We start from the raw sequence: 13,095 nt of genomic DNA on the forward strand, positions 1-13,095 counted from the left end.
TTTAATTGCTTTGTGTTAATCTAGTAGAAAATTTATTCTAAATATATGTGGAGGAGTGAGAATGGCACAGATTTTCAATGAAGAGTCACATACTTTTAGTGAGTACTTATTGATTCCTAATTTGACTACAACTGAATGTCAGAGTCATAATGTAAATTTGAAAACAGCAATTACCCGTTATAAAGTAGGTGAACGAGAAAAAGCGCTGACGATAAATATCCCTTTAGTTTCAGCTATTATGCAATCTGTTTCTAATCATACTTTAGCGATAGCACTTGCCAAAGAAGGCGGCCTTTCTTTTATTTATGGTTCGCAATCAGCTGAAAGTGAAGCTGAAATGGTCAGAATGGTCAAAAGCTACAAGGCAGGTATCGTTTCAAGTGATTCCAATTTGCCAATCGATAGTACTTTAGCTGACGCTCTTAAATTGAAAAAAATCAGTGGTCATTCAACTATTGCTGTAACTGATGATGGAACAAGTTCTGGCAAATTGTTAGGTTTATTAACTTCAAGAGACTATCGCTTAAGTCGTACTAATTTAGACACACCAATCAAGAACTTGATGACGCCGATTGAACGGCTAGTAACAGCCCAAGATGGTATTACACTATCTGAGGCTAACGATATTATTTGGGAACACAAACTCAATCAATTACCTATTATTGATAATGATGGCAAATTAATCGGCTTAGTTTTCAGAAAGGACTATGATTCGCATAAAGATCATCCTAACGAAATTTTGGATAGCCGTAAACGCTTGCTAGTTGGTGCTGGCATTAATACCAGAGATTATATGGAACGGGTACCATTGCTGATTGAAGCTGGTGTCGATGTCTTATGTATTGACTCATCAGATGGCTTCTCTGAATGGCAATATCAGACAATCAAATGGATCAAGGCCAATTACCCAGACATGCTAGTTGGCGCAGGTAATGTAGTTGATGCTGACGGCTTTAACTATCTTGCTGATGCAGGCGCTGACTTCATCAAAGTTGGAATTGGCGGCGGTTCAATTTGTATTACTCGTGAAACAAAAGGTATTGGTTGTGGCCAGGCAACAGCTGTTTACAATGTGGCCAAGGCTAGAGATGCATATTGTGCAAAGCATGGTGTATATATTCCAATTTGCTCTGATGGTGGTATCGTGCATGATTACCATATGACGTTAGCTTTAGCTATGGGTGCTGATTTCATTATGCTAGGCCGTTATTTCGCTAGATTTGATGAAAGCCCAACTAAGCGTATGATGGTTGGTGGTAAGTACGTCAAAGAGTATTGGGGTGAAGGCTCTAACCGTGCTCGTAATTGGCAGCGTTATGATGAAGGTGACACGAAAGGTGGCATGCTCTTTGAAGAGGGCGTTGATTCATATGTTCCTTACGCTGGTTCACTGGCATCAAACGTACAAAATAGTTTAGCTAAAATTAAGGCTACAATGTGTTCAGTTGGTAGCTTAACCATTCCAGAGCTACAAGCCAAGGCTCGCTTGGTTAGAGTTTCCGCAACTTCAATTGTTGAAGGCGGAGCACATGATGTTATATTGAAAAATAGTCAGAGTATCGATTTATAATTGCTAAGGCAGAGGAGGATTTATGGCTGAAGAATTTTATGAGATGACGCTTGAAGGCGTTAATCGTTTAAATGCGGAACTTGATCGTCGTAAAGTGGAAGAACGTACAGCAATTGCAGAGCGCATGAAAGTTGCACGTGGTTTCGGTGACTTGAGCGAAAACTCAGAGTACGATGAAGCTAAGCAGGCACAAAGCGAGAATGAGCAACGTATTCAAGAATTGGAAAATATTCTTAAATATGCCAAAGTTATTGAAGATAGCGAAATTGCTAAGAATAAGGTAGCAATTGGTACAATTGTAAAGTTGGAAGACGTTAATACTGGCGAAGTTGAAGAATATAGCATCGTCGGTACAGCCGAAGAGGATATTTTCTCCAATAAGATCAGTTCAGATTCACCTGTTGGTCAAGCAGTTATCGGTAAGCGTAAAGGTCAACAAATTGAAGTTGATACACCTTATGGTATTTTCCAATACAAAATTACAGGTATTTCTCGTAAATAGTGTAGGAGTTAAAGTATGGATAATCAAAACGTTAAAAATACAAGCGAACAGGTCGAAATTAGACGAGCTAAGTTGCATGAGTTAAAGGAACGTGGTAAGGATCCTTTCAGTATTACAAAATATGAGCGGACTAATTTAATTAAAGATATTCGTAATGATTATGATAACTTTGAGGATAAAGAAGTTAAATTAGTTGGTCGTATTGTTGCTAAACGTGGTATGGGCAAGGTCAATTTTTCTGACTTGTTAGATCCAAGCGGGAAAATGCAAGTCTATACAAGACAAGATGCCATGGGCGAAGCTTATGCTGATTGGAAGAAGCTAGATATTGGCGATATTGTCGGTATAACTGGTAAGATCATGAAGACAGAAGCTGGCGAGATTACCTTGCGCAATGAAAACTATGTTTTGTTATCTAAGGCTTTAAGACCATTGCCTGATAAGTTCCATGGCTTGCAGGATATTGAGCAACGCTGTCGTCAACGTTACGTTGATTTGATTGCTAATCAGGATGTTAAAGCAACTTTTGAAAAGCGTTCCTTGATCATTCGTGAAATTCGTCGCTTCATGGATAATCGTGGCTTCTTGGAAGTTGAAACTCCAATTTTGAACGTTATTGCAGGTGGTGCAACAGCTCGTCCTTTTATTACGCACCATAATGCTTTGGATATAGACCTTTATTTGCGTATTGCTCCTGAGCTTTACTTGAAACGCTTGATCATCGGTGGCTTTGATCGTGTTTATGAAATTGGCCGTAATTTTCGTAATGAAGGTATTGATAACCGTCATAATCCTGAATTTACAATGATGGAAATGTACCAATCATATACTGATTTGTATGGTATGATGGAAATTGCTGAGAATTTGATTTCTACCTTGGCTGACAAGTTATATGGTACGACCAAAATTACTTGGGAGGGCCGTGAAGTTGATGTAACTCCGCCATTCCGTCGCTTAACAATGTTGGATGCTATCAAGCAATATTCTAACGTCGATTTCCATGACGTTAATGACTTTGAAACAGCTGTTAAGTTAGCTGAAGAACACGATATTGAAGTTTTACCATCTCATGGCTTGGGCGACATTATTAACTCATTCTTTGAAAAGTATGTGGAAGAGAATTTGGAACAACCTACATTCATTTATGAGTATCCAATTGAAATTTCACCTTTGACAAAGAAGAAGCCAGGTAATCCTAGATTCACTGAGCGTTATGAGTTGTTCATCCATGGTAAAGAGTTTGGTAATGCTTATTCAGAATTAAATGACCCTGAAGATCAGCGTGAGCGTTTTGCTTTGCAGGCTAAGAAACGTGAAGCTGGTGATGATGAGGCCAACAGCATTGATGAAGATTTCTGCGAAGCCCTTGAATTTGGTATGCCTCCGACAGGAGGCTTAGGGATTGGTATCGATCGTTTGTGCATGCTTCTAACCAACCAAGATTCGATTCGTGAAGTATTGCTATTCCCAACAATGAAGACCCTTGGTGGTGTAAAATCCGAAAATGGTGTAAGTCCTAAAGAGGTTTCTACACCAAATTCAGAGCCGGAAAAAATTGATTTTTCTAAGGTAAAGGTTGAGCCTTTGTTTGAAGAAGATGTTGATTTTGATACATTCTCAAAGTCAGATTTCAGAGCAGTTAAGGTTAAAGAATGCGTTGCTGTACCGAAGTCAAAGAAACTCCTTCAGTTCACTCTTGATGACGGAACAGGCACAGATAGAACCATTTTAAGCGGTATTCACGCATATTACGAGCCGGAAGAACTTGTTGGTAAGACACTTATCGCAATCACAAATCTTCCTCCAAGAGCAATGATGGGCATTGACTCTTGTGGTATGCTTCTCAGTGCAGTACACGAAGAAGAAGGCGAAGAGAAGCTTCATCTCCTTATGGTAGATGACCATATTCCGGCAGGTGCAAAGCTCTATTAAGAAGTACCGTTTTACTTTACAAAACGGGATGTACTTCATTTGTGAAAAAGCTCTGAAAATACACAAATACACCAAATTTACACCAAATGGTGCTTGAAACGGTGCAGAGCCTTAAAAATCGCATATTTTAAAGATATATGGGCAGTTCCATTGCGGAATTGCCCATTTTCAGAAAGAAAAAGATAAATTGGTATTTATAAAGGAGAATATTGATGAAACTATTTTTATGTTCGCACTTTTCAAGTGTGGGAAGTCTGATAAAGGAAGAAATTGAAAATAAGAAAGTCGCATTTATTCCAACAGCTTCACTGCGTGAAGGCTACACCGGTTATGTCGGCTCGAAAATTATTCAAAAAGTTGGGAGCAATCGTAACTGAAATTGATATTTCAACGGAGGCTTATTCAACGATACAGTCTGTTTTTGAAGATGCGGATGTGATATATTTTACCGGCGGAAATTCTTTTTCCTTATAGACCAGCTCCGTAAAACGGGAACGGATGAGCTGTTGAAAAAAGAATTGGCAAAGGGAAAACTGATGATTGGTGAATCGGCAGGTGCGATTATATGCGCTCCAAGCATCCAATATATCGAGCAAATGGATGAAAAGCCGGAGGACTACTCACAAGAAGATGATGCAGGGCTTGATTTGATTGATTTCTATGTTCTTCCGCATTATCTTACAGCACCATTTAAGAAAGTTACCGAGAAAATAATGACTGAATTTTCGGATTTGAATCTATGCCCTATTAACAACCATCAGGGAATTGTAATTGATGGTGAAGGTTCAAAGGTTATTTGCAAAGACTAATTTGAAAAATCCTTTTTTTGAAACTGGAAAATCGGAAGCTGAGGAGATAGACTATTGAGAACATATGAGAATAAAGACGAGCTTAAAAACGAGATAAATAAAAGCTTTGCAAAGTATATTTCAGAATTTAATGATATTCCGGAGCATTTAAAAGATAAGAGAATTGATGAGGTCGATCGAACTCCGGCAGAAAATCTTGCTTATCAGGTTGGCTGGACAACTCTTGTTATTAAATGGGAATCAGACGAAAGAAAGGGTATTCCTGTCAAAACTCCTTCGGATAATTTTAAGTGGAATCAGCTTGGCGAATTATATCAATGGTTCACAGATACATATGCTCAGCTGTCACTGCAAGAATTGAAAGACAGATTGAATGAGAATATCAACTCTATTTATGTAATGATTGATTCTCTGAGTGAGGAAGAATTATTTAAACCACATATGAGAAAATGGGCTGACGAAGCAACTAAAACAGCTGTCTGGGAAGTATACAAATTCATACATGTTAATACAGTTGCTCCGTTCGGAACCTTTAGAACCAAGATTAGAAAATGGAAAAAGATTGCACTATAACTTCCAGTTTGCCAACTTGCCCTTTGAGAGAGGAGAAATCCCTTTCCCAAAGGGCTTTTTCTATTTATACGGATATTCGCAAACTACAAGATAAAGCCAAAACTTCATATACTCTAAGCACAAGGAGGTTGAGGTTTGGCTATGAATAACAGTTTAGCAGAAGTACACCCGGAGCTTGTTTCGGAGTGGTCGGAAAAGAATTTAACGCTTACGCCTGATGACATTACTTTCGGTTCAAATAAAAAAGTATGGTGGAAAGGTGCTTGCGGTCACGAATGGGAAACAAGTATAAAGGCTCGTTCCAGTGGAGAGAAATGCCCCATATGCTCCGGTGCGAGAGTGATTGAGGGAATTAACGATTTAAGTACATTGAAGCCGGAATTGGCTTCGGAGTGGTCAGAGAAAAATGAAATCAAGCCGACAGAGGTATCTATCGGCTCACACAAGAAAGTGATATGGAAGTGTAAATTAGGACACGAATGGATAGCCACTGTAAAGAGCAGAACCATCAACAAAACAGGTTGCCCGTACTGCTACCATAACAAAGTGCTTGTAGGATTTAATGACTTTGCAACGCTATTCCCGGAAGTTGCAAATGAATGGTCGGACAAGAATGAAAAGAAGCCTACCGAAGTTATGGCGTTTGCAAACAGCAAGGCTTGATGGAAGTGCAGAATCTGCGGTTATGAATGGAATACGCTTATCTCTACACGTTCAGGCGGCAGTAAATGTCCTTGTTGCAGTGGCTATACATTTATAAAAGGCAGAAATGACCTAAAAAGTACACACCCGCAGATAGCCAAAGAATGGTCAGAGAAAAACTATTCTCTGCAACCGGATGAAGTCAATGCAAAGTCGAGGAAAAATGTATGGTGGCATTGCAGAAAATGTGGAAACGAGTGGAAATCAGTTATCAATGCCCGTGTGAAAGGAACGGTTTGCCCTGTCTGTGCAGAGCGAGAAGTGCTTGCCGGATACAATGACTTTGCAACAACTGATAGAAAATTACTTGTTGAGTGGGATTATGAATTAAACAAGTTAAAACCGACAGAAGTTTCAAGAAATTCGGCAAAGAGAGCGTGGTGGAAATGCAGATACGGTCATTCTTGGAGTATGAAGATAAATGAGCGTACTGTTCTTGGAAAGGGGTGCAGGATGTGTGAGCAGGAGTATATGTCGTTGTTCCCGGCTCTTGCAATCAGTTATTATTCCAATTTGAAAGGATTGAAAGTTGAACTTGGCTCTGATAGGTTATTAGGCATTCCACTTGATGTATATATCCCACTGGAGCAGATTGCCATTCAAGTGAATACAGACTCGGAGAAGATAGATATACTAAAGGAACATCTCTGTAAACAACGTGGAATCAAACTCATTAAGTTGCCGATGAAGCCAAACGAAGCGGAACCCGAATATGTACAGCGTATCAAAGCAGCATTTCAGAGCGTACATATATTTATATCTTCCGATACAGAAGAAGATGTTAAGATAATCAGGAAAATATTTAAGAACTGGAGGAACAGCCGATGAGAGAAACGAAATATCACATTTATCTAACCGATGATGAGCAAAGCAGAGTGATACAGTCGCTTATCAATCTGAAAAACAACCTCATAGTACAAGGAAGATACACCGACGCAGTAGATGAAGTTCTTCTGAAAGTGCTGTCCGCAAGGAAAAAGAAACTGAAAATCAAATAATTTCAAGCATTTATGCCGTCTGTTTTTTAACCGAAACAGGCGATTTTTTTTGTTGTCAAAAATTTTTTGAAAATTTTTTCGGAAAAGCAGCGATTTTGGGTGTCCAAAATGAAGCCTTTTGTGCAATGAGTGAAGGGGTTAATTCCTGATGATGAAGACGGAAGCCTTTTCACTTGTTCTTTGACAACTTAATACACAGGTCGTTAAGACTTTAATTCTGATGATAGCCACTTTAGCGGGTACGCCGAAACTTCTGAAAATTACAGAACAGCGAGAACTCCTGCTATGGGTATCGGATTGCAACCGATATGGCGATGACAGTCAGAAGGATAATGATACTTCTCTACGGAGCTGGCGGAGTACCCGGCAGAGGTTAGATTCCTATGATACAGATAAGCAGTCTGTTTCTTAACGACTTCCCGAAAGCTATATGCTTGGCAAGGGATATTGAGAATAAATATTGCCACGACCGTTTAGGAAATGAAACGGTCAAGTACATAGCCATATTTTATTGGCTATGAATAAATCGAAAGGAGGACGCAAGAGGTGTCAAACTGCAAAACGATTGCCATATGCAATCAAAAAGGCGGAGTCGGAAAGACAACGACAACGGTTAATCTTGGCGTTGGGCTTGCAATGCAGGGTAAGAAAGTCTTGCTCATTGACGCAGACCCACAGGGAGATTTAACTACTTGTCTCGGTTGGAGAGATACGGATAACTTGGGTATCACGCTTGCAACGAAACTTACAGATGTGATTAGTGAAACGATGAATGACCCGACAGACGGTATCCTGCACCATGAGGAAGGTGTTGACCTTTTACCGGCGAACCTTGAACTTTCGGCGATGGAATATAACCTAATGAACGCTATGAGCAGAGAAACCACTTTGAGGAATTATTTAAGTCAGGTCAAAGACAGATATGATTTTGTTCTGATTGACTGTATGTCCTCACTGAGTATGGTAACCTCAATGCTTTATCTGCGGCAGACAGCGTGATTATTCCGTTGCACACCAATAATTTTCCGGCTAAGGGTATGACCCAGATTGTGCAGACCATTTCAAAAGTCAAGAAGTATATCAATCAGGACATTAAGATAGACGGTATGCTTCTCACTTTGGTGGATAACCGCACAAACCTCGCCAAAAGTACGGTGGAAGCGTTGCGGGAGAATTTCGGAAATCAGATTAAACTGTATCGCACATCTATTCCGATTGCTGTAAAAGCCGCAGAAACTTCTTCCAAAGGAAAGAGCATTTTGCTTATGAGCCAAACAGTACGGTGTCTAAGGCATACACCGAATTTACGAAGGAGGTGTTAGCTGATGGCAGGAAGAAAGAGCAACTTCACTCTCACGAGGCTCGATGACTTGTTTTCAACACAGGAGCAGTGAGATGAGGAAAAATTTTCAAAAATCCGAGATATTCCGTTAGAGCTGATTGACGATTTCCCAGACCATCCATTCAAGGTCAGGGACGATGAAGATATGCAGCAGCTTGTCGAGAGTATCAAGGAACGTGGAGTAATTACTCCGGCTACGGTAAGGCAGAAAGAGGACGGAAGATATGAACTCGTATCCGGTCACAGACGAAAACGAGCAAGTGAACTTGCCGGTTTTGAAACACTAAGATGTGAGGTTGTTGACCTTAATCGAGATGAAGCCACAATTCTAATGGTGGAAAGTAATTTCCAAAGGTCGCAGATACTTCCCTCTGAAAAAGCCTTTGCCTACAAAATGCGTTTGGACGCAATGAAAAGACAAGCAGGCAGACCAAAAAAAGAAAATGTGTCCCCAGTGGGGACGAATTTACGAACTGATGAACAAATCGCTTTGGAAACAGGCGACAGTAGAAATCAAATACACAGATATGTTCGCCTTACAAACCTTGTTCCGGAACTGCTTGAATTTGTTGATGAGGGGCGAAAAAATACTTGGAGTAATCCATTTGAAGGATATTATTAAGCAAGGTGTTCAAGAGAAATTTGCCGATCTTCGTAAAATGGGTATCAAAACCATTATGATTACAGGTGATAATCCGATGACCGCCGCTGCTATTGCCGCCGAAGCCGGTGTAGATGACTTTCTTGCAGAAGCAACCCCAGAGAGTAAACTTCAAATGATTCGTGACTTTCAATCGAAAGGTCATTTGGTGGCAATGACGGGAGACGGAACAAACGATGCCCCAGCTCTTGCACAGGCTGATGTTGCGGTTGCAATGAATACCGGAACACAAGCGGCAAAGGAAGCCGGAAATATGGTGGATTTGGATTCATCACCTACATAATTAATTGACATTGTTCGTATCGGAAAACAGCTTTTAATGACAAGAGGAAGTCTAACTACTTTTTCGATTGCAAACGATGTGGCAAAGTATTTCGCCATCATACCGGCGCTGTTTATGGGACTGTATCCGGGGCTTTCTGCGCTCAATATTATGGGACTGCATTCCCCGCAAAGTGCTGTGCTTTCAGCGATTATATATAATGCGCTGATTATCATTGCACTGATCCCGTTGGCGTTAAAGGGCGTAAAATATCGTGAGGTTCCGGCAGGGAAGCTGTTGTCACGCAATTTGCTGATTTATGGTTCGGGTGGTCTTGTGGCTCCGTTTATCTTTGTGAAACTGATTGATATGCTGCTGGTCGTTTTGGGATTGGCATAAGGAGGTATAGAGATGAAAGCATTGAAAAATATATTGCCGAAAGCGGCTGACATTTTCCTGATTTTTACCGTAATTTGCGGTATTGTTTATACGGGTGTTGTAACAGGGATAGCACAGCTCATTTTTCCTGATAAAGCAAACGGCAGCATTATTGAGGTTGATGGGAAAAAGTACGGCTGCGAACTGCTCGATCAGCAATATACGGATGACGCTCATATGTGGGGACGCATTATGAACATTGATGTTTCAACCTACAAGGATGAAAATGGGAAAACTTTAATGTATGCTTCGCCATCAAATTTGAGTCCGGCAAGTGAAGAATACAAAGCGTTGGTTGCCGAGCGAGTAGAAAACCTGCGCAAAGCTAATCCCGATATGGACGAAACCACAATTCCTGTTGATCTTGTCACCTGTCCGGCAGTGGACTTGATCCGCATATTTCCCCTGCTGCTGCCGAGTATCAGGTAGTAAGAATCGCAAAAGCCAACCAAATGACAGAGGATGAAGTGCGGGAGATTATTGATAAATGCACGGATGGAAGATTTTTAGGTGTCTTTGGTGAAAAAACCGTAAATGTTCTAAAAGTTAATTTGATGTTGGACGGCATTTTATAATCTTAAGCCGAAGAAGAAGCAGAGGTGTTTTAGGCACTTCTGTTTCTTTTTTATATAATCTTAATGTGACGGTAGGGTTGCTTATGCGACTTTAACACAAATAAAGGTAGCATAAAGGAGGCATAAAAAAGCGATTAAGATAACGAGGATACATAGACTATGCAGAAAAGAAAAAAATCAAAACATTACCATATCACATCCTTTCAGATTATTATTTTGGGATTTCTTTCTGTTATTCTAATCGGAAGCTTGTTGTTAATGCTTCCGATTGCTACCCGCAGCGGCAATGGCGCATCATTTTCCGATGCCTTATTTACTGCAACATCAGCGGTTTGTGTAACAGGATTGATTATACACGATACGGCAACCTATTGGTCTGTGTTCGGACAGAGTATCATTTTGTTGTTGATTCAGATTGGCGGAATGGGAATTGTTACAATTGCTGTTTCGATTGCGGCAGTTTCAGGACGCAAAATAGGGCTGATGCAGCGAAGTACGATGCAAGAGGCAATCGCAGCACCAAATGTTGGTGGAATTGTTCGGAGAACGAAGTTTATCTTAAAAACAGCTATTTCTGTTGAATTGATCGGTGCGGCTGTTTTATCACCTGTCTTTTGTAGAGATTTTGGATTTTTCAAAGGAATATGGTATGCACTATTTCATTCTATTTCTGCATTTTGCAATGCGGGATTTGATTTAATAGGTGCAAAAAAGCCTTTTTCCTCATTAACTTCCTATTCAGTACAGCCAGTCGTAAATATTACGATTATGGCGCTGATCATTATCGGGGGCATAGGCTTTCTTACTTGGGAGGACATAAAGAACAATAAATGGCATTTCAAAAAATACCGTATGCAAAGCAAGGTCATTCTTGCGGTGACAGCCGCTTTAATCCTTCTGCCTGCCATTTACTTTTACTTTTTTGAGTTTTCCCGATTGCCGTTTCCCGAAAGAGTATGGACTTCTTTGTTTCAATCGGTTACGCCGAGAACTGCCGGATTTAACACGGCGGATTTAACGCTGATGAGTGAGGTTGGACAAATGCTTATGATTATGCTAATGCTGACGGGCGGTTCTCCCGGCTCTACCGCAGGCGGTATGAAAACAACGACGCTCGCTGTCCTTGTTTCATCCGCATTGTCTGTGTTCCGAAAAAAAGAACACACCCAATTTTTCAAAAGGCGAATCCCTGACAATACGATAAGAAATGCGGCTACAATTTTTTTAATGTATGTTACTTTGTTTCTTGTCGGCGGTATGATAATCAGCGGCATAGAAGAGATTCCGTTAATAACGGCGTTGTTTGAAACAGCCTCTGCAATCGGTACGGTTGGATTGTCGTTGGGAATTACGCCTGAGCTCGGAATCGCCTCTCATATGATTTTAATTTGCTTGATGTTTTTCGGCAGAGTCGGCGGTTTGACCTTGATATTTGCTGCAATCTCCGAAAAAACATCAAACGGCTCAAAATATCCACAGGAGAAAATAACAGTAGGTTAAAGGAGAAAAAACGATGAAATCTGTTTTATTGATAGGACTTGGAAGATTTGGACGCCATATTGCTATGAAGCTGGATGAACTGCATCATCAAGTTATGGCGGTAGATAAAGAAGAACGGCGAGTAGAGGCTGTTCTCCCGTATGTAACAAATGCTCAAATTGGGGACGCAACAAACGAGGACTTCTTATGTTCCCTTGGTGTTCGGAATTTTGATGTGTGTATCGTAGCCATCGGAGATAATTTTCAAAATTCGTTAGAAACTACTTCGTTATTAAAAGAGCTTGGCGCAAAAGTGGTTGTCTCCCGTGCCGCCAGAGATGTTCACGCTAAATTTCTTTTGCGAAACGGTGCTGACGAGGTGGTCTATCCGGAACGCCAGCTTGCCGATTGGACGGCAATTCGCTATACCGCTGACCATATCCTCGATTACATAGAGTTAGACGAAGAACACTCTATTTTTGAAATCTCCGTACCAAATGGATGGGTAGGAAAAACAATCGGTCAATTAGACATACGGAAAAAATATGACATTAACATTATGGCGCTCAAACATAACGGTGTAATGAATTTGAGAATAAGCCCAGATACTTACTTGCCAAAAGATGATACAATGCTTGTTCTCGGAGATATAAAGAGTATTCAAAAATGCTTTCATATTTAATTTGTAAAGGAAACCGGAGATATGAAAGAACTTATTTTAATTTGCATAGTTGCATTTGTGTTTATTGTTGGCTACCTTATTATGAGAAAGGTGGATATGTTTCTTGCTGAAAATAACTTGCAGACAAAGGAACATAGTACCTTTTCTTCGCTCCGCATTGGATTTGAAACTTTTGATTTAGTCGATCAGTCGGCAGAACTGTTAGAACACTTTTCAAAGAAAGCTCCAAGCTGCGAAATCATACTTTTTTACGGTTCAGCCGAAAAAATTGAAAAAGGACTGAAAAATCAGGAGCTTGATTTTGGTTTTATTTTAGATACTTGCAACGATTTTTTGGATGGAGGCTTTGATTCTCTGCTTGTTTCGGTCAAACAAGGTTCGGTTATTTCCAATTCGGTAGGGCTTTCGGTTGTTCCGCTCGACAAGTCAGAAAAAGACCTGAAGATTGTTTGGATTGCGGATGAAGGAAACCACAAAAAGAAAATGTTTGCAGAGTTGTTACAGAGCTTTTTCAAAGAACAGCTCCATTCTCGGTGACCGCAGATGAAAAAAAGATGAAATTGTGGTATA

At 40.3% G+C, this 13,095-nt stretch carries 10 protein-coding genes and 4 pseudogenes; all 14 read left to right on the top strand.

Features of this window, described 5'->3' with window-relative positions; all coding sequences use genetic code 11:
* Positions 1-61: 61 nt before the first annotated feature.
* The 14 genes and pseudogenes from PYS62_RS03810 (at position 62) to PYS62_RS03870 (ending at position 13,062) form a co-directional block, all read left to right on the top strand.
* A complete protein-coding gene (locus tag PYS62_RS03810; protein ID WP_066714319.1) occupies positions 62-1,570 on the top strand; it encodes an IMP dehydrogenase in 1,509 nt (502 codons plus the stop codon).
* 22 nt (positions 1,571-1,592) lie between these two features.
* On the top strand, positions 1,593-2,072 hold the full coding sequence (gene greA, locus PYS62_RS03815; protein WP_066714317.1) for a transcription elongation factor GreA: 480 nt from the start codon (positions 1,593-1,595) through the stop codon (positions 2,070-2,072).
* 15 nt (positions 2,073-2,087) lie between these two features.
* On the top strand, positions 2,088-4,004 hold the full coding sequence (lysS, locus tag PYS62_RS03820; protein ID WP_066714315.1) for a lysine--tRNA ligase: 1,917 nt from the start codon (positions 2,088-2,090) through the stop codon (positions 4,002-4,004).
* 212 nt (positions 4,005-4,216) lie between these two features.
* Positions 4,217-4,813, top strand: a pseudogene (locus PYS62_RS03825) (Type 1 glutamine amidotransferase-like domain-containing protein).
* A gap of 54 nt (positions 4,814-4,867) precedes the next feature.
* Positions 4,868-5,386, top strand: coding sequence for a ClbS/DfsB family four-helix bundle protein (locus tag PYS62_RS03830; RefSeq protein WP_055264514.1), 519 nt, complete (start codon positions 4,868-4,870; stop codon positions 5,384-5,386).
* 141 nt (positions 5,387-5,527) lie between these two features.
* Entirely contained in the window at positions 5,528-6,049 is a 522-nt protein-coding gene (locus PYS62_RS07480; protein ID WP_390086122.1) for a zinc-ribbon domain-containing protein, read from the top strand.
* Between the two features lie 132 nt (positions 6,050-6,181).
* Positions 6,182-6,916, top strand: a complete 735-nt coding sequence (locus tag PYS62_RS07485) for a zinc-ribbon domain-containing protein (protein WP_390864852.1) — start codon at positions 6,182-6,184, stop codon at positions 6,914-6,916.
* 716 nt (positions 6,917-7,632) lie between these two features.
* Positions 7,633-8,455: pseudogene (locus PYS62_RS03840) on the top strand (ParA family protein).
* A 55-nt stretch (positions 8,456-8,510) separates the two neighbouring features.
* Complete coding sequence (locus PYS62_RS03845; protein WP_452038988.1) at positions 8,511-9,050, top strand: ParB/RepB/Spo0J family partition protein; 540 nt, start codon at positions 8,511-8,513, stop codon at positions 9,048-9,050.
* Positions 8,941-9,750 (top strand): annotated as a pseudogene (locus tag PYS62_RS03850) (HAD-IC family P-type ATPase). The gene PYS62_RS03845 and the pseudogene PYS62_RS03850 overlap by 110 nt, the downstream one beginning before the upstream one ends.
* Before the next feature lie 12 nt (positions 9,751-9,762).
* Positions 9,763-10,364, top strand: a pseudogene (kdpC, locus tag PYS62_RS03855) (potassium-transporting ATPase subunit KdpC).
* Between the two features lie 159 nt (positions 10,365-10,523).
* Positions 10,524-11,864: a TrkH family potassium uptake protein gene (locus tag PYS62_RS03860; protein WP_082714343.1), complete on the top strand. Its 1,341-nt coding sequence runs from the start codon at positions 10,524-10,526 to the stop codon at positions 11,862-11,864.
* Between the two features lie 13 nt (positions 11,865-11,877).
* Entirely contained in the window at positions 11,878-12,525 is a 648-nt protein-coding gene (locus tag PYS62_RS03865; protein WP_066714314.1) for a potassium channel family protein, read from the top strand.
* 21 nt (positions 12,526-12,546) lie between these two features.
* Positions 12,547-13,062 carry a type 2 periplasmic-binding domain-containing protein gene (locus PYS62_RS03870; protein ID WP_066714312.1) on the top strand — a complete coding sequence of 172 codons (516 nt, stop codon included), beginning with the start codon at positions 12,547-12,549 and terminating at the stop codon, positions 13,060-13,062.
* The last annotated feature ends 33 nt before the right edge of the window (positions 13,063-13,095 follow it).

The organism is Amygdalobacter nucleatus, assembly GCF_029167365.1.
GTDB lineage: Bacteria > Bacillota > Clostridia > Saccharofermentanales > Fastidiosipilaceae > Amygdalobacter > Amygdalobacter nucleatus.

What these genes read in the sequence shown, in the direction of transcription:
- PYS62_RS03810 (WP_066714319.1), top strand. Translation starts at nt 62, where the DNA reads ATGGCACAGATTTTCAATGAAGAGTCACATACTTTTAGTGAGTACTTA.
- greA (WP_066714317.1), top strand. Translation starts at nt 1,593, where the DNA reads ATGGCTGAAGAATTTTATGAGATGACGCTTGAAGGCGTTAATCGTTTA.
- lysS (WP_066714315.1), top strand. Translation starts at nt 2,088, where the DNA reads ATGGATAATCAAAACGTTAAAAATACAAGCGAACAGGTCGAAATTAGA.
- PYS62_RS07480 (WP_390086122.1), top strand. Translation starts at nt 5,528, where the DNA reads ATGAATAACAGTTTAGCAGAAGTACACCCGGAGCTTGTTTCGGAGTGG.
- PYS62_RS03860 (WP_082714343.1), top strand. Translation starts at nt 10,524, where the DNA reads ATGCAGAAAAGAAAAAAATCAAAACATTACCATATCACATCCTTTCAG.
- PYS62_RS03865 (WP_066714314.1), top strand. Translation starts at nt 11,878, where the DNA reads ATGAAATCTGTTTTATTGATAGGACTTGGAAGATTTGGACGCCATATT.
- PYS62_RS03870 (WP_066714312.1), top strand. Translation starts at nt 12,547, where the DNA reads ATGAAAGAACTTATTTTAATTTGCATAGTTGCATTTGTGTTTATTGTT.